General features: G+C 41.5%; 18 protein-coding genes. 6 read left to right on the top strand and 12 right to left on the bottom strand.

The annotated features are described in order from the left end of the window. Positions 1-94 precede the first annotated feature (94 nt). Positions 95-784, bottom strand: a complete 690-nt coding sequence (locus tag A33I_RS18385; RefSeq protein WP_022629785.1) for a pseudouridine synthase — start codon at positions 782-784, stop codon at positions 95-97. Positions 785-939: 155 nt separating this feature from the next. Between A33I_RS18385 and adh the strand changes: the two genes are divergently transcribed. Continuing rightward, a complete protein-coding gene (gene adh / locus A33I_RS18380) occupies positions 940-2460 on the top strand; it encodes an aldehyde dehydrogenase (protein WP_012957480.1) in 1521 nt (506 codons plus the stop codon). A 21-nt stretch (positions 2461-2481) separates the two neighbouring features. Then, positions 2482-2841, top strand: a complete 360-nt coding sequence (locus A33I_RS18375) for a DUF779 domain-containing protein (RefSeq protein WP_022629784.1) — start codon at positions 2482-2484, stop codon at positions 2839-2841. 65 nt (positions 2842-2906) lie between these two features. Here A33I_RS18375 and A33I_RS18370 read toward each other — a convergent pair whose 3' ends face one another. From A33I_RS18370 to A33I_RS18350, 5 genes are all read right to left on the bottom strand, one after another. After that, positions 2907-4211, bottom strand: coding sequence for an ATP-binding protein (locus A33I_RS18370; RefSeq protein ID WP_022629783.1), 1305 nt, complete (start codon positions 4209-4211; stop codon positions 2907-2909). A gap of 200 nt (positions 4212-4411) precedes the next feature. After that, a complete protein-coding gene (locus A33I_RS18365) occupies positions 4412-6223 on the bottom strand; it encodes an ABC transporter ATP-binding protein (protein ID WP_022629782.1) in 1812 nt (603 codons plus the stop codon). After that, entirely contained in the window at positions 6216-7952 is a 1737-nt protein-coding gene (locus A33I_RS18360; protein WP_022629781.1) for an ABC transporter ATP-binding protein, read from the bottom strand. Before A33I_RS18360 ends, A33I_RS18365 begins: the two co-directional genes overlap by 8 nt. Positions 7953-8079: 127 nt before the next feature. After that, the gene (locus A33I_RS18355; protein ID WP_022629780.1) at positions 8080-9270 is read right to left on the bottom strand and encodes a M14 family metallopeptidase; all 1191 of its coding nucleotides are present in this window, start codon (positions 9268-9270) and stop codon (positions 8080-8082) included. Positions 9271-9347: 77 nt separating this feature from the next. Then, positions 9348-9956: a TetR/AcrR family transcriptional regulator gene (locus A33I_RS18350; RefSeq protein ID WP_022629779.1), complete on the bottom strand. Its 609-nt coding sequence runs from the start codon at positions 9954-9956 to the stop codon at positions 9348-9350. A gap of 143 nt (positions 9957-10099) precedes the next feature. On the opposite strand from A33I_RS18350, the gene kynU reads away from it, so the two are divergent. Genes kynU through A33I_RS18330 form a run of 4 tightly spaced genes read left to right on the top strand, consistent with a single transcriptional unit; the run spans position 10100 to position 14247 of the window. Next, positions 10100-11377 (top strand): kynureninase, encoded by a 1278-nt coding sequence (kynU, locus tag A33I_RS18345; protein ID WP_022629778.1) that lies wholly within the window; start codon positions 10100-10102, stop codon positions 11375-11377. Continuing rightward, a complete protein-coding gene (gene kynB, locus A33I_RS18340; protein ID WP_022629777.1) occupies positions 11377-12009 on the top strand; it encodes an arylformamidase in 633 nt (210 codons plus the stop codon). Before kynU ends, kynB begins: the two co-directional genes overlap by 1 nt. Positions 12010-12028: 19 nt before the next feature. Then, positions 12029-12880, top strand: a complete 852-nt coding sequence (kynA, locus tag A33I_RS18335; RefSeq protein ID WP_022629776.1) for a tryptophan 2,3-dioxygenase — start codon at positions 12029-12031, stop codon at positions 12878-12880. Between the two features lie 23 nt (positions 12881-12903). Then, entirely contained in the window at positions 12904-14247 is a 1344-nt protein-coding gene (locus tag A33I_RS18330) for a sodium-dependent transporter (RefSeq protein WP_022629775.1), read from the top strand. A 26-nt stretch (positions 14248-14273) separates the two neighbouring features. On the opposite strand, the gene A33I_RS18325 is transcribed toward A33I_RS18330, so the two are convergent. The 6 genes from A33I_RS18325 to A33I_RS18300 form a co-directional block, all read right to left on the bottom strand. Next, positions 14274-15431: a M20 family metallopeptidase gene (locus A33I_RS18325; RefSeq protein WP_022629774.1), complete on the bottom strand. Its 1158-nt coding sequence runs from the start codon at positions 15429-15431 to the stop codon at positions 14274-14276. A 27-nt stretch (positions 15432-15458) separates the two neighbouring features. Then, the gene (locus A33I_RS18320; protein ID WP_022629773.1) at positions 15459-16976 is read right to left on the bottom strand and encodes a sodium:solute symporter family protein; all 1518 of its coding nucleotides are present in this window, start codon (positions 16974-16976) and stop codon (positions 15459-15461) included. A gap of 19 nt (positions 16977-16995) precedes the next feature. Continuing rightward, positions 16996-17232, bottom strand: coding sequence for a DUF3311 domain-containing protein (locus A33I_RS18315; RefSeq protein WP_022629772.1), 237 nt, complete (start codon positions 17230-17232; stop codon positions 16996-16998). Positions 17233-17259: 27 nt separating this feature from the next. Then, positions 17260-18525, bottom strand: a complete 1266-nt coding sequence (locus A33I_RS18310) for a M20 family metallo-hydrolase (protein WP_022629771.1) — start codon at positions 18523-18525, stop codon at positions 17260-17262. A gap of 216 nt (positions 18526-18741) precedes the next feature. After that, positions 18742-19578, bottom strand: coding sequence for a methyl-accepting chemotaxis protein (locus tag A33I_RS18305; protein WP_022629770.1), 837 nt, complete (start codon positions 19576-19578; stop codon positions 18742-18744). Between the two features lie 136 nt (positions 19579-19714). Beyond that, on the bottom strand, positions 19715-21055 hold the full coding sequence (locus A33I_RS18300; RefSeq protein ID WP_022629769.1) for an aspartate aminotransferase family protein: 1341 nt from the start codon (positions 21053-21055) through the stop codon (positions 19715-19717). Positions 21056-21085: the final 30 nt, after the last annotated feature.

The following is a 21085-nucleotide window of genomic DNA, read 5'->3' as shown; positions in this document are numbered from 1 at the left end:
TATATTTTCAGAAAAATAAAATAATATTCGACTTTTTTATGAATCTCTAGTACACTACTATTTATAGGAGGTGGTACGAACAACTTCTAATCCCTCATCTAAGATCCTTCATCAAGACATTAAGTTCTTCATCTGTTAATTCACGCCATTGTCCATATGGCAGTCTATCTATTGAAAGGTTCATAATTCGAACGCGCCGAAGTCTTGTCACATAGTATCCGAACTCTTTTGTCATGCGTCTAATTTGACGATTTAAGCCCTGCTTTAAGATAATTCGAAACGTCATTTCATCGATTCTCGTAACAGTACATGGCTCTGTCATCTGATCTAGAATCTCAACACCACTCGCCATACCCTTTAAAAATGAATCAGGATAAGGACGGTCAACGGTTACAATATATTCTTTTTCATGGCCATTTTCGACTCGCATGATTTTGTTTACAATATCACCATCATTCGTTAAGAGAAGCAGGCCTTCAGAATCTTTATCGAGACGTCCAACAGCAAAAATCCGTTCAGGATAATTCATGTAATCAATCAGATTATTTTTGACCTGCCTTTGGGCCGTACATACAATGCCCGTTGGTTTATGTAACAAAAGGTAAATATTTCGTTCCTTCATCGGAACCGGCGAACCATCTAATAAAATACAGTCATCTGTATCAACAAATGTATCTTTTGTCGCTGTTTTACCATTAACCGTTATTCGACCAGCAGCCAATAGTCTTTCTGTTTCTCTTCTTGAGCAATAACCAGTGTTGCTCATATATAATTGAATTCTCACATTTACAGGTCCTCTCTTATAAAGGGTCTCAATCTATTTTATCATGTGGATGTGATCTCTGTTTATACGTCTATTATTGCAACCGCTTTCATAAATTAAATCTTGGACAAGTGATGTTCAACACATTTATATCAACTTACTTAGGAGGAGTTTACATGGTCTACAAAAACCCAAACACTGAAGGCGCACTTATTCACTTTAAGGATCGTTACGAAAACTATATCAACGGAGAATGGACACCTCCTGCAGGTGGGAAATACTTCGAAAATATTACTCCTGTAACCGGACAGGTGTTTTGCGAGGTTGCTAGATCTTCTGCTGAAGATATTGAGCTTGCACTTGATGCAGCGCACGCCGCAAAGGACAGCTGGGGGAAAACGTCTCCTGCAGAACGCGCGAATATTTTAAATAAAATTGCTGATCGTATGGAAGAAAACCTTGAAATGCTTGCTGTAAGTGAAACATGGGAAAACGGTAAAGCTGTCCGTGAAACCTTAAATGCGGATATCCCGCTTGCTGTTGATCATTTCCGCTATTTCGCTGGTGTCCTACGTGCTGAGGAAGGAAGTATTTCGCAAATTGATGAGAATACAGTCGCTTACCATTTCCAAGAGCCTTTAGGCGTTGTCGGACAGATCATCCCGTGGAACTTCCCTCTTCTTATGGCAACTTGGAAATTGGCACCGGCCCTTGCTGCAGGAAACTGCGTCGTATTAAAGCCAGCCGAGCAGACTCCTGTCTCAATCTTTGTTTTATTAGAGCTGATTGAAGATCTGCTTCCAAAAGGGGTATTAAACGTAGTTAACGGTTTTGGTGTTGAGGCAGGTAAGCCGCTTGCTCAAAGCAACCGTATTGCTAAAGTAGCATTTACTGGAGAGACAACAACCGGCCGCTTAATTATGCAGTATGCTTCTGAAAATATTATTCCGGTCACTTTAGAGCTTGGCGGCAAGTCTCCAAATATTTTCTTCGCCGATATTATGGATAAGGATGATGCGTTCTTAAATAAAGCGGTAGAAGGCTTTGTCATGTTTGCCCTAAATCAAGGTGAAGTATGTACATGCCCGTCCCGCGCCCTCGTTCACGAATCCATTTATGATGAATTTATGGAGCGTGTCATTGCTCGTGTTAAAGAAATCAAAACCGGAAACCCGCTAGACCCAGATACTATGATGGGTGCACAAGCTTCACAAGAGCAGCTTGAAAAAATCCTTTCTTACTTGGATATTGGAAAACAAGAAGGCGCCACTTGCCTTGCCGGCGGCGGACGCAACCAGCTTGAAGGCGATCTAGCTAACGGTTATTATGTTCAGCCAACTGTCTTTGCTGGAACAAATAATATGCGTATTTTCCAAGAAGAAATTTTCGGCCCTGTCGTTTCAGTTACTACATTTAAAGATGATGCAGAAGCTTTAGCCATTGCTAACGATACGTTATATGGCCTTGGAGCAGGTGTATGGTCACGAAATATAAACACAGCATACCGCTTCGGACGTGAAATCCAAGCTGGACGTGTCTGGACGAACTGCTACCACGCCTACCCAGCTCATGCTGCATTTGGCGGATACAAAAAGTCAGGTATTGGTCGTGAGAATCATAAAATGATGCTAAGCCACTATCAGCAAACGAAGAACCTGCTCGTTAGCTACAGCGAAGATGCACTTGGATTCTTTTAAATCTAGAACGGAGGGATGCTGATGGTTGAGCGTGTTGTAGCAACCGACGCGACTCTAGAATTCATACACTACCTAAAAGACATTCACGGACCTTTGATGTTTCATCAATCGGGGGGATGCTGCGATGGCAGCTCCCCGATGTGCTACCAACAAGGAGAATTGAATATTGGCGATCAAGATGTACTGCTCGGCCATATCGCCGATTGTCCTTTCTACATTGCCAAAGATCAATATCAATATTGGAAGCATACGCAGCTTATTATTGATGTCGTAGCAGGCCGCGGCGGCATGTTTTCATTAGAAGGACCTGAAGGTAAACGGTTTTTAACGCGGTCACGAGTGTTCACAAACGAAGAAAGAGCCGAATTAGGATTAACATAATACAAACAGGAGATTTGGTTTTTATCACCAATTCTCCTGTTTTCCATAACAACATTTTCGCTTCACTACATTGCTTCTTTTTTCTTATCATTAATCGAATGAATCGTTGCTAGCTCTTTTTGAACAGGTAGAGAAACAGAGACTGTGGTACCTACTAATTCTTTACTTTTAAAGGTAACCATCCCGGCCATCGCCTCAATAATGCGAATCGATACCATTGTCCCGAGACCAGTTCCTTTGTCTTTCGTAGTGTAAAATAGAGAACCAATCCTGCTAAGCTCTTCTTTATTCATTCCCTTTCCTGTATCAGAGATATGAACAGTCACCATGTTACCAGCCTGTTGAACAATCAAACTGACATTCCCGCCATTAGGGGTCGCTTCAATAGCATTTTTGACAAAATTAATTAAAGCCTGCTTTAATTGATTTCTGTCAGCCTTAACTAAAAGCCCTTCTTCAATATCATGCAGTTCATTTAAATGTACTCCCTCTTTAATCGCATACGGCTGAAGCAGCGCCTGGATTTCTTGTACAGTCTCTAGCAGCTTCACATTTTCAACACTTTTTAATTCTGGCTTCGCAAAGCTCAAGTAGTCATTAATAATGTTTTCTGCCCGACCTAATTCATTGAGTACTAAAGAAAAATACTGCTGATTCGTGCTCTTGTCATCTTCTTTCATTAACTGCAGAAATCCTTTCACTACCGTTAGAGGATTTCTCACTTCATGAGCAATCGATGCGGCGAGTCCCGCTAATGTGTTAAATTTCTCCGCACGAATAATTTCTTCTTGCATTCGTCTTCGTTCATTAACGGCTTCATGCAAGAGTGTGATGAATCCTGCCGCAATGATTATCACAAATACATAATAAAATAAGTAGGTTGCTAAGACCGATTCGTCCATAACCGGCAACGCATGCTGACTAACTAAGATCATTGTAATCGTCACCTGTATAACTACCGGGACAAGTGAGAGCGCTATCGTAAATAATACCTTTTTCCATTTTGTCACCACTTGCTGATACTTGGCTTGAAAAAAATAGGCGGCTAGTGCAGCAGATGTAATACAAAGATAGGCAAATGGTAAATGGTCTCCGCCGTAAATGGTTCTTGTCAGCATTAAAACAGCGAATACCACCCAGCCTGTCCTCACTCCTCCATACAAAAAAGCACAGACGACAATCACATAGCGCAGGTCCCAATACAAACCGAATGTTTGGTAGGAAAACACGATGCATAATACTCCAGCCAGCATGTAAAATATCATCAAAAAAGGAAAGCGAGGTTCTTTTTTTCCATTTGAAATGACACTATATATTAGAACAGGAGATAAAACAATTAGAACTTGTAGTAATAACTTCTCTATGATCATCTCTCAATACCCCTAGTTTATATTTTTCTTTTTCGTACATTCGACATAGAGTGAGTGATTCCTTTAACTTTCCTCACACAATTTTCGACAAATTCCGAAACTAAGGTCCTAAAATAAAGAGCTGCCCCTAAAGGACAGCTCTATCGATCATAGTATATGGACTCTATTTATTATGAAGTAGTAAGCGTACAGCCTTACTCCTAATCCCCTTCGTATAATTTCTGGTAGTAGCCTCTTTGATGGCTAAGTTCTTCATGTGTTCCTTGTTCAATAATCTTCCCCTCTACTAAGACAAAAATTTTATCTGCCTTCTCTATTGTATTCAATCTGTGCGCAATGACAAAGCTCGTTCTTCCCCTCATTAACCTAAAGAGTGCTTCTTGTATCTTCAACTCTGTGACAGTGTCAATACTGCTTGTTGCTTCATCTAAAATCAGGATAGAGGGATCAGCTAATAAAGCACGAGCAATCGATATAAGCTGCTTTTGACCTTGACTGATTCCTCCCCCGTCTTGAGAAAGGATCGTGTCATATTGTTCCTCTAGGTGTGAAATAAAGGAGTGGGCATTTGCTTCTTTGGCTGCTTGTTCGACTTCATCATCAGTCGCACTTAATCTCCCATACCGAATGTTCTCTCTAATCGTTCCCTCAAATAAAAACGGGTCTTGAAGAACATAACCCAGCTGCCTCCTTACTTCTTCTCTGTCATACTTGTTCACCTGTTCTCCATCAAACAAGATCTCTCCTGAATCCGGGTCATAAAAACGAGAGATCATATTAATAATGGTTGTTTTCCCTGCTCCGGTCGGCCCTACGAACGCAGCGGTTTCACCTGATTTCACAGTAAAGCTAATGTGATCGATGATTCTTTCACCTTTTTCATAAGAAAACGAGACATCCCTAAAGTCTACATTCCCTTTAAATCTCGGGACAGGCAGGCTGTCTTTTTGATCTTTTTCTACCGGCTCATCAATGATTTGAAAGACTCTCTCAGCCCCTGCAACTGCCGAGAGAAGCGTGTTGAACTGGTTAGCTAAATCATTTAACGGCCTAGTAAACTGTCTAGCATATTCAGCAAAAATAACGATGACCCCTATAGTAATTGCATCTTGAAGAACGAGCACACCGCCAACACCTGCAATGACTGCAAAGCTCAAATTATTAAGTACATTCATTACCTTTGGAATAAATCCAGAATACGTTTGAGCCCAAAACCCAGATTGCTTTAATTTCTGGTTCTTCTCTTCAAACTCGCTAATAACCCTCTCCTCTTGAGAGAACACCTTCACCATGGACTGCCCTGATACAGTTTCCTCAATAAATCCATTTACATCTCCTATATTTCGCTGCTGCTCTTTAAAAAAGACACTTGTTCTTCTTGTGATCCATTTCAGCCCAAGTACCATTATTGGAATAATTAGAAGTGTCAAGACTGTCATTAAAGGACTTAAGTAAATCATCACTCCTAGGATGCCAATAAACGTTAATACACTTGAGAGAATTTGGATCACAGAACTATTTAAAGTAGAACTGACATTTTCCATATCATTTGTGACACGACTCATTAATTCCCCGTGCTGCCTCTTATCAAAGAACGGGATCGGCAGCTTTTGAAGATGTGTGAATAGGTGCATCCTTATTTCGTACACAGACTTCTGTGCTACCTCGACCATCCAGTAATTTTGCAGCCAAATGCTCACTGAATGCCCAATATAGATAAGAAATAAAAATACCAGCAGTGTCGTTAGACCGTTTAATTCATTTGTCACAATAAATCGATCAATCGAAACTCCAACTAGAAAAGGACCAAGCAAGCTCAGTACCGAACTTGCTACCACCATAAGCACAACAAGGAAAAGCTTGCCCTTATATACGGCTAAATAAGACCAAAGCCTAGACAATGTGCCTGACCAATCCTTCGCTCTTTCCTTTTTCTTACCCTTTGTTGCTGGTTCACTCGCTCTCCAATCAATTGGTTGATACTTAAATGGACGAGTCAAAGGATCAAACATGGTGTGTCTCCTCCTTTCCTAGCTGAGATTGAGCGATCTGCTGGTAAAGATCTGAGTACTTTAACAGTTCTTCATGCGATCCCTCAGCAAGCATCCGGCCTTGATCTAAAAGGAAAATCCGGTCAGCTGCCATCGCGGTCTTTATTTTTTGTGTAATAATAAGGGTCGTACAAGGGTATTCTTCTAATGCTTTCAAAAACTTTCTTTCTGTTTTCATATCAAGCGCGCTCGTACTATCATCGAGCAGCAGGATATGCGGCTGCCGGATAAGAGCTCTGGCAATCGAAATCCTTTGCTTTTGCCCTCCAGAGAGATTGACACCCTTTTGCCCAATTCTTGTTTCATATTGTTTTGGTAGAGCAGCAATCGTATCGTGAATTTGAGCCGCTTTCGCAGATGCCTCCATCTCTCTTTCTGTGCTTTCTTTTCTTCCCCAGCTTAGATTCTCTTTTATAGAACCTGTAAACAAAAGGGATTCTTGCGGCACATAACCCATCACCTGGCGCAGCTTACCCATTTCCCATTCCCGCAAGTCGATCCCATCAATAGAAATGGAGCCTTTTTGCGGATCATACAACCTAGGAATGAGCTGGAATAAGCTCGACTTCCCTGAACCCGTTGCCCCTAATATAGCGACTGTTTCCCCTCTTTTCACATAGAAGGAAAGATCCTTTAAGACATCTTTTTGGCTTCTTGGATAGTTAAACGTTACATGATTAAATTCGATATGTTTGTCACTCTGTTTACTTTGTTCAATAGCTGTCTCAATGCTTCCGTCTTCCATTCCTGTTTCAGTTGAGAGAACCTCATCAATACGGGCCGCTGAAGCTCTTGCTCTTGAAAAGACGATGATGATCATTGAAAATACCGTCAAAGCTGAAGTGATTCTTGTTGCATAATTAATAATTGCCACTACTTCACCGACTTGAGCTTGATTAGCCCCAACATCGATCGCTCCAAACCAGAGCACCCCAATAATCGCACCGTTCATTAACAATAAAAGGACAGGCATGGTCACTTCCATTAACCGCAGCGCTTTTATCGTCTGATCTTTTAATCGTTCATTGTCCTTGTTAAATCGTTTTCCTTCATGGTTTCTACGTACAAAAGCTTTTATAATGCGTATTCCTTTTAAATTTTCGCGCATGACATGATTCAGTTGATCAAGCTTATTTTGTACTTCACGAAACATGCTGCCGCCCTTTTTCATCATCCAAATAAGAAAGAAGATAAGAATTGGGATTGTGACCACAAGAAATAACGCAAGCTTTGCATTCACCACAAAAGCCATAATGGTCCCCCCAATGACCAGCAACGGGGCTCGCATCATAATTCGCAAACTCATAAATATCGTATTTTGAATTTGTGTCACATCATTTGTCATTCTTGTAATAAGAGACGAGGTTTCAAAATTTTGCAGTTTAGAATAGGCAAATGACTGTACTCTTGTATACATGCTCTGCCTTAAATCATACCCTGTACTTTGCGACACATGGGCAGCATAAAAAGAATTAATCACTCCTGATAGAAAAGCCAATAATGACATCCCTATCATGATAAGCCCCCACCTTATAACTATATCTATATCTCCAGCAACAACACCTTCATCAATAATCCTTGCTAATAGAAGGGGATGAAAAAGTTCAACTGCTAGCTCTACTAACATTAATACAATGGCAATCCACATCGGAAATCGATATGGCTTAATAAACGAAAAAATCTTTCTCATAATCTAGACACCCCGGCTTTTTCTTAGTAAAACGAAAGATTACTTTCTATCATACCTCAAAATAAAGATTTCAACTAATTTGAATACACAGAAAAGTGATCAGGCAATTGGAGCCTGATCACCTTGCTTACATATACAAAGAAGCGAGTATGATCGCTTGTGCACCTTCATATAACTTCGGATAATCGGAAAAAGGAAGCGGGTTTTCCCCTAAACCGAGTTCCACTGTATACCCAGGTCTTCTCCACTGTTCAATAAACCAATCCTTGTACCCAGCATAACTATCAACATACTGAATCGGTCTAAATCCGCTCACTCTAGCAAACTCTTCTACTATCACTTCAGACTCTGGCGGTTCAAACCCTTGAAAGCCCCAAAATATGACCTCTCCTTGTGTATGAAAAGCGAGAACCCGGCTAAAATCACTATCTATTGTAAGTTCTGCAATAGCTATTGATTCCGGTTCTGTTAATGGAGCATACCCAGGAAAATCTCTAGATGCAGGCTGAGCAGGTTTTGTCGCAGCTTCTTCTTCCCAATTAGCTGGATACTGATTATTCAAATCAACTCCCTGAATATTGGCTCTCCAGCCGGAAAAATCGGTACTCCCATTATTTATTTCAAGCACAACGCTTCTATATGGCTCCTCATCTGGAAGCCCATCAATGACTAAATCGACTCCATCAGGATTAACCATTGCGACAATCGATAATTCTACTTCATTGTAAAATGGCAGAACAGGTATCTCTCTTATGGTTTGCTGATTCGTCATGGCAAGCAGGTACTCATTTAAGAAATCTACTAATACAGGCGTTGTAATCCATTCATGGGCATGGAAAGAGCCATTCAAATGAACTCGTTTTGGACCATTACCCACCTTAATTTCTTCGATCGGTTTTCCCATGACACTCCTTCCTATCACTCTTCTTCGGATAAAGGGGTAGATCTCAGTTAATTGATCCAAGTCTGCAGTCATTTTAGAAAATCGATAGTCATCTGTTATATCAGCTATTTTAGCTGTGACTCTTCTTGGGAGATGTAAATTAGTTCCAACTTGAAGCATAGTAGGGTTCGTTTGCTGATTTAGCAAAAAGATAGAATCGATTGGCAGACCAAACTCTCTCGAAAGCGTCCAAAATGTATCTCCTGATTGAATGGTGTAAGATTGTATCGTATATCCTGGGATTCTTGCCAGTGCTCCAACCTGCAAGGCATTAGGGTTTACCCCACCATTTGAATCAATCACTAATTGGAGCGGAAGCCGAAACAACTGGCTGTAGTACCACAAATTATCTCCTCGTCTAACCCGAACAAGCATAGGTCTCCCTCCATCCCGCCAATAGTCGATATAACAGAATATGAGGCCGTGCGCTAATTCATGAGTTATGTTTTCAGCTAGCTCCTATACAGACCATTCATATAAAGCTCTGTCAGTTGTTCGCTTAACTGTTTAATTGAATGACGACATTCTCCTGTGACACATTCCCACATGAACATCTCATTGGCATAAAACCATCCCCTTGCAATAAGCGCTGCGTCAAGACGCGGCGAAGCTAATCCATTTGTCTGAGCAAAGGTGATATCTTTTGTAATGCTTTTAATAAAACGCTCACGGATCTCATTCCACTTTTCATCAATGACTTCAGATGAGCCTCTTGCCTCTTTTAATACGCTCATTAAACGGCTTTCTTTTTGGGCAAGCGTTAGAAACAATTCAACCTGTTCTCTAATACTACCTGCTGCTTCTTTAGTTGAAGCGGGGGTAAAAGAACGTTCCCCCACTTCATAAAAGGCATCCATTAATTCATCAACAAGCTCTATAAATAATTCGTCTTTATTCCGAAAATAAACATACGCAGTGCCATATCCTAATCCGGCATGTTTAATAATTTGAGAAATGGTCGTTTTCACAAATCCTTGTTCAATAAAAACGTCTTCGGCAGCTTGAAGCAGGCGCCCTCGTGTCTGAATCGCCTTCTCTTCCCTAACAGATCGTTTCTTCATTGCAGCCTTCCTCCTAATAACTCTCTCATTCATTTCACTGACATAATGTCATTGACGTCATGTCAGTTTCTCTTATACAATAATATCAAAAGTATTCTTACTTTTCACTCGATAAGTTTATCAGTGAAATAAGGAGGACCATAATGACAAAACAATTAACATCCGACAACGCGCTAGAGCTTGATCAACAAGATCTACTTGGACGTTTCAGAGAAGAATTTTATTTAAATAAAAACAGCATTTACTTAGATGGAAACTCGTTAGGACTACTATCTAAGCGGGCAGAAAAAAGCCTGCTGGACCTGTTAGATTCATGGAAGACACTTGGAATAGACGGATGGACTGATGGGGATAATCCTTGGTTCTATTTATCAGAAACAGTAGGAGATAAGATGGCTCCATTAGTCGGAGCAGCACCTGAAGAAGTGATTGTAACCGGTTCCACGACAACCAATCTGCATCAATTAGTTTCTACCTTTTATAAGCCGGTTGAAGGACGCACAAAAATTTTGGCTGATGAATTGAACTTCCCAAGTGATATTTATGCGCTGCAAAGTCAAATTACGTTAAAGGGTCTAGACTACCACGATCATTTAATTGAAGTGAAGAGTAAAGACGGGCACACTTTAAATGAAGACGACATTATTGAAGCGATGACTGAGGACATAGCGTTAATTTTGCTTCCAAGTATTCTTTATCGGAGCGGGCAGATTCTAGACATGAAACGTTTGACCAAAGAGGCTCATAAGCGCAACATCCTTATTGGATTCGACCTTTGCCACTCGATTGGTTCGATCCCTCATAAATTAAGCGAATGGGATGTAGATTTTGCTTTTTGGTGCAACTATAAACACTTAAATGGCGGCCCCGGCTCTGTTGGAGCACTATATGTGAATAAGAAGCATTTCGGTACAATGCCAGGGTTAGCAGGCTGGTTCAGCTCACATAAAGAAAAGCAGTTTGATATGGAGCACACACTTACACCAGCTGATGATGCAGGTGCTTTCCAAATTGGAACTCCTCACGTATTAAGTGTTGCTCCGATCCTCGGCTCTCTTGAAATATTTGAAGAAGCAGGCATTGAAAAAATTAGAGAAAAATCACTAAAGATGACTCGATTTATGAAAGATGTCATGATCCAAGAGCTTGATGGGTACGGCTTTGTATTTAGAAACCCGGATGAAGACGAGCGCCGCGGAGGCCACTTATATATTGAACATCCAGAAGCCGCTCGTATTTGTAAGGCATTGAAAGATAAAGGAGTAATCCCTGATTTCCGTTCGCCTAACGGAATTCGTTTAGCACCTGTAGCCCTCTACAATTCCTATATGGATGTATGGAACAGCGTGCAGATCTTAAAAGAAATTATGGACAATGAACTCTATAAAAAGTATGAAAACAAGCGAGGTGTCGTGGCCTGATGAAGGATAATCAATGGATTGATATTTCACAGCCATTAGATGAGAAACTGGCCCATTGGCCTGGCGATACCCCTTTTCACTATGTGACCGAATATACAAAAGAGCAAACAGGTTCAGTGAATATTGGTAAGCTGACAATGAGCTTACACTCTGGTACACATATTGATGCCCCATTCCATTTTGATAATGACGGGGCTCGCGTACTTGACCTTGATATTAACCGGTATACAGGCTCAGCTCGTGTTATTGATGCGTCTGCTTTTGAGAAATTAGACGAGCATGCCTTCAGCCAATTTGATTTATCAGGTGTCACAAGAGTCCTTGTTAAAACATCGGTTCCAAATAATCCTGCTCATTTTCCGGAAGACTTTCCGTACGTGACTCCGTGCGGGGCCGACCACCTGAAGCAATGCGGGATCCAATTAATCGGAGTAGATGTGCCGTCAGTGGACCATCCGGTTAGTAAGGAGTTAGAAGGACATCATGCCTTGCTTAAAAATGATATTGCGATTTTAGAAAATATTATGCTCGATCATGCAGAAGACGGTGATTATGAATTAATTGCCCTTCCTCTGCCTATTAGAGAAGGGGATGGAAGTCCAGTCCGGGCGGTTATTCGCAAACAATCTTAGATTCTAAAGGAGAATGAACATGACAAAAGAGTCTTATTCAACAAAAACGACAGCCAATGAAAAAGGCATTCATACTGATTTCATTAATAATATGACGTATGGCGAATATCTTAAGCTCGATCAAATCTTATCTGGACAAGAGCGATTATCTGATCATCATGATGAAATGTTATTTATTGTCATTCATCAGGTCAGTGAACTTTGGATGAAGCTTATTTTGCATGAGACAAATGCAGCGATTCACTCTATCCAATCAGGTGATATGCAGACGTCCTTTAAACAGCTTGCTCGTGTATCTAAAATTCAATCACAAATTATCCAAGCGTGGGATGTATTATCTACTCTGACACCAGCTGAATATATGGAATTCAGAGATTCACTTGGTCAAGCTTCAGGCTTCCAGTCGTATCAATACCGTTTAATTGAGTTTGCTCTTGGCTACAAGACTCCTCATATCTTGAAGATTTATGAAAAAGATGCTGAGCTTCACAAGCAATTAAAAGAGGCTTACGAAGGTCCTGGACTTTATGATGTAGCTATTGATGCGCTAGCTGAAGCTGGATTTAAAATTAATCCTGAAGTGTTGAATCGTGATTACTCAAAACCATATGAAGAAGACGACAGCGTAAGAGAAGCTTGGCTTACTGTCTATCGTGATGTAGAAAATTATTGGGATTTATATCAGCTTGCTGAGAAGTTAGTAGACATTGAAGATTGGCTGCAGCAATGGCGTTTCCGTCACATGAAGACCGTAGAACGTATCATTGGCTTTAAAGTAGGAACAGGTGGATCTTCCGGGGTTAATTACTTGAAAAAAGTTCTTGATCAACGTTTCTTCCCTGAGTTATGGAGTTTACGAACTGAAATCTAAAAACATACTAAGGGGGAAATAAGATGGGAGAACATCGAGAGCAATGGTCATCTAAACTAGGGTTTATTCTCGCATCAGCCGGGGCCGCGATCGGTCTTGGCGCCATATGGAAGTTCCCTTATGTAACAGGCACAAATGGCGGAGGAGCGTTTTTCCTCCTCTTTATTGCCTTTACACTTCTGATTGGACTTCCTATGCTGATTGCGGAATTTGTAATTGGACGCGGTTCAAAAAAGGAAGCGGTTACAGCGTACAAAAAGCTTGCACCAAACAGCGGCTGGACATGGATTGGTAAGTTCGGTGTACTAGGCTGCTTTCTCCTTCTTTCGTTTTATAGTGTGGTGGGAGGATGGGTATTAACCTATACAGTCCTAGCCGTTACAGGGCAGATTATCGGCAATACACCTGATTACGGGGCTTTATTCGGGATGGTTACCAGTACAGCGTGGATAGGACTACTCGGGCTCTTTGCTTTCATGCTTATTAATGTACTCGTTTTGTCTTTAGGTATTAAAAACGGAATTGAGAAAGCAAATAAATTTCTTATGCCTTTGCTGTTTGTATTCTTTCTTATTTTAGTTGCACGTTCACTGACCCTTGAAGGCGCAGGTGAGGGTGTTCGTTTCTTCTTACAGCCAGACTTCTCTAAAATAACAAGCGAAGGCGTGCTTTATGCACTAGGACAATCCTTTTTTGCCTTAGCTGTCGGGTTTTCATGTTTAGTTACATATAGTTCGTACCTTGATAAAAAAGAAAGCATCCCATCAGCAGCTACGTCTGTTGTCGGAATGAACCTATTTGTCTCCTTACTTGCAGGACTTGCTATTTTCCCGGCTATCTTTGCCTTAGGGTTTGAGCCTACAGAAGGACCTGGTCTATTGTTCATTGTCCTGCCTGCAGTCTTTGCTGAAATGATTCTAGGTGAACTTTTCTTAGCCTTATTTTTGCTGTTATTTCTCTTTGCTACACTTACTTCCTCTTTTAGCTTACTTGAGATCATCATTTCTGCTTTTACAGAAAGCAATCAGCGCAGTCGAAAGAAAGTAACTGGCTATACTGGACTGGTTGTATTTCTAGCAGGGATTCCAACAATTCTCGGATTTGGCTTGCTATCAAATGTCACGTTCTTTGGAAGACCGATTTTTGATGCGACCGACTTTTTAGTAAGTAATATCATGCTGCCGCTTGGCTGCTTATTCATCGCTTTATTCATTTCCTTTAAAATGGAGAAGCGTTTAATGGAACAGGAATTTTTGAGCGGCAATGGTTTAGCTAAAGGGTTCTTTTCTCTTTGGATTTTCTTAATGAAATATATTGTTCCTATCGTGATTATTATTGTATTTATTAATACGTTAGGAATTGTTTAATCGAAAAAGCTCATAAAAAAGCCCGGTCACTCTTGTGATCGGGCTAATTCCATCAATACCTCTGTACATACTTCAAGCTGATCAATTTCTACGTATTCGTCCACAGCGTGTGCTTGATCTAAATCCCCTGGACCAAAGACAATAATGTCCTTATTTCCATTTCGTAAACTGATCATGCTGACATCTGTATAAGCAGGGAATCCCGTTTCCTTAATGCGCTCGCCTTTAACTTTTTCATAGCTCTGAGCAAGCATTTTAACAAGCGGACTATCAGCATCCGTCTCAATAGGAGGCCTTTGCCAGCCGTAGTGCTTGATGAGTGCTTTCGTTCCTGGTACAGACTCGCACCCTTCCCTTACACATGCTTTCATAATGGCATTTGCTTCTTCCTTTGTCATCGGTGGGACGAGGCGGAAATCCAGCTCGACCCGGCATGATCCTGCCACCATATTTGTTTTATGTCCTCCCCTAATACTTCCTACTGATATCGCAGGCTTACCGAATATCGGATGATCATAAGGAAGTGCTGCGACCTGCTGCTTTAAGCGGCTGATCACTTCAGAAGCGGCATGTACAGCATCTGCCCCTAAGTGTGCGTTTCCGCCGTGCGCACTCTTTCCCTCAACATTCAGTTCATACCAAATCGTTCCTTTATGTGAAGTCGACATGGTGAGGCTCGTTGGCTCCATTGCTACTAATAGAGCATCCTCTGGAATGAGATGTTCTTTTTCTAAAGCGACAGCCCCCTTCATATAAGGACCTTCTTCATCAATACTTGCGATAACAACGACATCCCGTTCTAATTCAACCTTCGCCTCAGCTAGATTTTTTAAAGCTATTAAGGCACAAGCTAAACCGCTTTTCATATCACAGGCGCCTCTTCCATAAAGCTTTCCATCCACAATTTGTCCGCCAAAAGGATGGTACGTCCAATCTCCTTCAACCGGCACCGTATCCATGTGACCGATGAAGACGAGGGGACGACTCGTCTTCATCGAAGAATGATAAGCAGCGATTATATTACACCGTCCCTCTTCTACCTCGTGAACACTCACTTCAATTCCATTGATTCTTCTCAACCACGATTCAATATATCTCGCACAAGCCAATTCATTTCCGGTTGGGTTTTCTGAAGGAATTTGAATGAGTTCCCTTGTTAAGTTTACGACTTCTGTTACGCTCACACTTATCACCACTCCATTTTGTATTTCCTATAGAGCTTCTCTTTTTGTATCGATTTCACCATCTACAAGCTCAGGATGATACAATTTGTTGTATTCGTTTCTAGCCGTATCAAATCGACTGACTACCTCTTTGTCTGTTCGCTTAAGCATTAAACTAATTCCTATAAAGAGAACCGTATTAATTAGTAATCCCCACACACCGGCATGGAACCCGAGAGGATTTTTTAATACTGGAACAAATGTGAACAAGAGAACGACTGCAATACTGACTACAAGCCCCCAGATCGCCGCTGTAGGATGAGCACGACGCCAGCTGATTGCTCCAATGGTAGGTACTAAGAGCTGAGCCGTTCCTGCAAGTGCTGCAATCCCAATTGTGACAAGAACTCCCGGTACAACAAGAGCCATGACATATGCAATCAGTGAGAAGACAATTAATGACCAGCGGCCTACTTTAATGATGCTTTCTTGGCTCGCTTTAGGATTTTGATAACGTTTATAAATATCCATTGTTACAATAGTTGAGATTGCATGGATTTGTGAGTTCGCTGTCGACATCGCCGCTGCTGCACCTGCTGCTAAAATAAGAGAGGCCAAGGCAAATGGCGCATATTCCATTAACATGACCGGAAGAATTTGGTCTGGATTTGCCAGCCCCGGCTCGAGCAGCACCCCTGTAAAGCCCGCAAGCAGTGATCCCATATAGGCAATGGCCGCAAACCCTAGTAAAAACGGCATCAGGTTAAACAGCTTCCCGCTTTTTACCGAATACATTCTAAGCCAAATCTGCGGTCCCATAAATGCCCCAATTGCTGTCACTGCGAATAAACTGAACCACATCGGATAGCCCATCGCACCTTGCGGGCCAGGAAGTGTGAGGTGTTCTGGACTTGTTGCTAGCAATCCCTCAAATAATCCGCTCGGTCCGCCGACATGCTGAGAAATATAATACCCTGCATACATCATTCCAAAGAATAGCAGCGCTCCGTAAATAATATCGGTCCAAGCAACGGCACGGATTCCCCCTACCCATACATACGTTACAATAATAAAATAGAACATTAATGCTGCTAACCAAAAAGGTATAACTCCGCCTGAAGCTACCTCAATCAAGTAGGCGCCCCCGGTTAATTGAATTTGCAAATAAGGAATCGTAAATACGAGCAAGATTCCAGCGACGATCATCCGCAGCTTTTCATTATTGTAGAAATCCCCTAATAAATCTGATGCAGTGATGTAATTAAATCGTTTCCCTAAGAACCAGACCCGTTTTCCCACCCAATAGTACATAAACCCAAAGAGTAAGTTCCATGCAAGAGCGGTTAAATAAACAGGACCATTCGTATAAAACGTAGCATTTGAACCTAAAAACGCAAAGGAGCTCCACCAAGTTGCTGCTACGGTAAAGAAGACTGCAATCGCACCCATTCCCCTGCCTTGAATAAAGAAATCCTCACTTGTCTTGGTCGATTTCGTTGCAGCGAAGAACCCAATGACAAGCGGAATAATCATAAATGCCGCAATAATTAATACGCCTATAGTCAACTTGCATCCCCCCTACATCTTAACTGATATCAGCCTCTTTACTTTCAGCACTTCCCCAATTGATCATATAGCCAATGAAAAATAATCCAGTGAGGACAAACCACCAAACTAAATTCCAAAACAAGAAAAATGGCATTCCTAAAACAAATGGTTCAGTCGTATTCGCTAATAAGATAAGAGGAGTTTCAAGTACGATAAAGCATAGGATGATCAAGCTGTACAAAATTTTCTTCTTTTTCGGATATCGTTTAAACATCAACCTTCCCCCCTCATATGAAGTGCTCTACTTTGCAGCTCTTTTTACAACCGTCTGATACAAAAGCTCTGTACCAAGTGTAATATCATCGAACTCTGCACTCTCTTTTGGGTTATGACTGATCCCATCTTTACAACGGACAAAGATCATGCCGTAATCACATACGGTCGACATCGCTAAGGCATCATGGAATGGTCCGCTCATTAATTCAGGGACAGCATTTCCAAACATCTCAATCGCAGAAGCACGCATATCATTCATAATCTCTTCTGCACAATATCTAGGGTCACTCTCTGTATCAATACGGATCGTATGGGTTACTTGATGTTTCTCACAAATATGATCAATCGATTGATAAAGAGCCGCTTCAATATCTCTCCTTCTCTCGAGGTCAATATCACGCAGATCAATGGTCATCCGTACTCGTTCTGGTATGATGTTTCTCGAGTTAGGGAATACCTCCATTTTTCCAACCGTCGCTACAGTCGGTGCTTCCGGGTCCATTGTGGCCAGCTCATTTAACGTAAGCGTAACCTCAGCTGCCGCAACGAGCGCATCTTGACGATAAGACATCGGAACAGAGCCCGCATGTCCGGCAAACCCTTGAATGTCTAACGTCAGCCAGAGCGGACCAGATATACCTGTCACAATTCCAACCGGCACCTCGCTGCGATCAAGGATTGGTCCTTGTTCAATATGCAGCTCCAGAAATTCACCAATCCGCCCCTCTGGGTAAACAGATTTTGCTAATTCATCTGGATTGCACCCAAACTCAATTAAGGCTTCTCTGCGTGAAATCCCGTCCTTATCCACCCGATCAAGCTCTCCCTTTTCTAGCTGATTCAAGATACCTCTTACTCCGAACAAGCCTTTATCAAAGCGGCATCCTTCTTCATCACTAAATGCGATAACCTCTATTGTACGATTAGGCTGAACCCCTTTCTCTCTCATTGTTTGTACAACTTCAAGAGCACCAAGAACTCCAATGACTCCATCAAATCTGCCGCCATACGGCTGACTATCTATATGAGAGCCTACGACTAGGATCGGAAGGCTGTCATCAGCGCCTGCCCATTGCCCGATTAAGTTTCCACAATCATCTATTTTCGTCTCGAGACCAGCTTCTTCCATCCAGCCTTTTACTTTTAAGACAGCTTCTTTATCTTCTTTTGATAATGTCAGTCTGCATACTCCAGTTTCTGCAATCTTCCCAATTTCAGCGAGCTCCTCAATACGTGACTGCAGTCGTTCCTTATTTACGGTTAAGCTTGAAGCGGTGTATGTGGTTTTCATTCTGATCCCCCCAATAAAAGTGTTACCTTTATTCTATTCTAAATATTCAAATATTTAATTGTACAAGATGTTTCTAAAATAACGAGAATGATTTGACACTTTGTAAAAATGACTGCTTTAGATAGCGTCTGTGGTGTCAGATCATTTAACAATTAGTCCGATTTGGTTCAAACAGACTAAAAAATACCCTATCATCACCTGATAGAGTATTTTCGCTTAGCCTAATGTCTTCATATAATCATGCAGCTGATAGATAATGGTTGATAGAGTATCAAGCGTTTGGGCAGCATTCTTAACAAGCTCAGTCTGCTCAGTTGTCAGCCCTCTTATCGTGGATAAACTATCAATCATCTGTTCTAAGTTTCCTTTAATGAGCGTAATGGATTCATTAATTTTATCTGATGAAGCTGCTGTCTCCTTAGAGATCGTACGAACTTCATTTGCAACAACAGAGAATCCATTCCCAGCATCACCAGCTCGTGCCGCTTCAATATTAGCGTTTAAACCTAAAATATTCGTCTGTCTTGAGATCTTATTCATCAATTCAAGAATATGATTAACCTCTTCAGAATTCTCTTTTGATCTCTCAGACAGCTGATATAATTCATTATTCGTCTCTTGAAGCTGATCAGCTTGAGAAATGATCTGTTCAATTAACTTCTGAATGCTCCCTGTTATGTCATTGAGCTTCTCTACATTTTTCTCCATTTTCATTAATACTTCAATATTATAAGCCATCCCTATGGCCCCAATCACTCTGCCATTGTTCATGATCGGCGTCGTTTTCCCAAAGAAATGAATGCCGTAAACCTCAAACGGAGGCCGCCCCATCTCGCTCTTTCCATTTAAAGCACTTTGAATGACTGGATCTTCTTTAGATACAGGGTCACCGGTTTTATTACCAAGAACTAGATTAGGGTGATCTAGCTGCAACAGCCATGTTTCATGGTCACATATAGATATGGCAATTTCTTCTTTAGCCGCCTTTTGAATAAATGGAGCTGCTGTTACAATGGAATCTAATATTTCTTGATCTGTTTTACCCGTACTCATTCTTCCACCTCATCCACTTTTACACCATACAATAGATATAGGTAAATAGTTTTATATTCTATTGATATCATGTCTTTGCGGTAAGTACAAGATAAAACAATTATTACTAGAAGGCAGGCCTTAAATGAATGGCTTACTAGAGGGATGCCGGCTGATGCGTTTCTTCTTTATACTTTACTAACGCGCGCTGAAGCATATCTAAGCCATCGTCAATTTGCTCTTTTGTCACGCTAAGCGGCGGGATCATTCGAATGACCTCTCCTTCATTGCCGCATAGATAAAATAAAACACCTTCCTGCAGGGCTAAATCTAATATCCTCAGCACTGCAGCTCCGTCCGACTTCTTTGTGTGTGGCTCAATGATTTCTATCCCAATCATCAACCCAACACTACGGATGCTTCCAATCATCTCATACTTCTCTTTTAATAAATTGAGCCTCTCTCTTGCATAGGCACCGACTTCTTTAGCATTCTCTAATAGGTTTTCTTCTTTTAGAACGTCTAAAGTGGCTAATGCGGCTGAACAAGCTATCGGGTTTCCTCCAAATGTTGTCCCGTGGCTACCGAGCGGCCATTGCTGCATCAGCTTGTGGTTAGCTACAGTAGCACTAAGCGGCAAACCTGATGCAATTCCTTTAGCAATTGCCATAATATCTGGAGTGACCCCGAATGTTTGAGCCGCAAACCATTCTCCTGTGCGGCCAAACCCTGTTTGGACTTCATCAAATATCAGTAGTATACCGTGACGGTTACAAATCTCCCTTACCTTAGCTAACCAAGAGGCAGGCGGGATTATATATCCGCCTTCTCCAAGAACGGGCTCTAAGATCACCGCTGCTACTTCCTCAGGTGATACTTGATATTTAAATAGGTTCCTAAACTCTTCTTCTAGCAGCGCACACGCTGACGATTCTACCACTTCACCTTCCTCATCAAGAAATCTTGGATCAGACGGATTAAAATAAGGAACCTGGTAAGTTAACCCATTTGGCTGAAGGAATTTTCGATACTTACTTTTAGATGTGCTTACCCCAAGTGACCCTTGTGTCCGGCCGTGAAAACATCCTGTAAATGAAACGACATAAGGCCGCTTCGTTACAAATTTAGCTAACTTTAAAGCCCCTTCAATCGCTTCAGTCCCGCTGTTTGCAAAGAAGAAACAATCCAGATCACCCGGCAGGATATCAGCGAGCTCATCTGCTAATTTTAAAATGGATTCATATTGAATGACACCAATCGGTCCATGGGTTAAATGATCAGCCGCTTCCTTAATGGCCTGAACAACTTTCGGGTGGCGGTGTCCCACATTCGTCACTGCAATTCCTGATGTGAAATCTAAATATTTCACCCCATCTACCCCGTAGTAATAACAGCCCTCTTCCTTTACAACAGGCAAATTAGGATGATCTTTTGCCATGCTTGGTGCTAATCGTTCAGCTGATTTTTCTCGCAGGTAACTCCAATCCGCTGTACTCATATGCCTCGCTCCCTTTTACAAATAATTGAT

This window comes from Alkalihalophilus marmarensis DSM 21297, assembly GCF_000474275.2.
GTDB lineage: Bacteria > Bacillota > Bacilli > Bacillales > Bacillaceae_D > Alkalihalophilus > Alkalihalophilus marmarensis.
The sequence above is the reverse complement of the archived record's forward strand: the minus strand, read 5'-3'. Positions and strand labels throughout refer to the sequence as shown.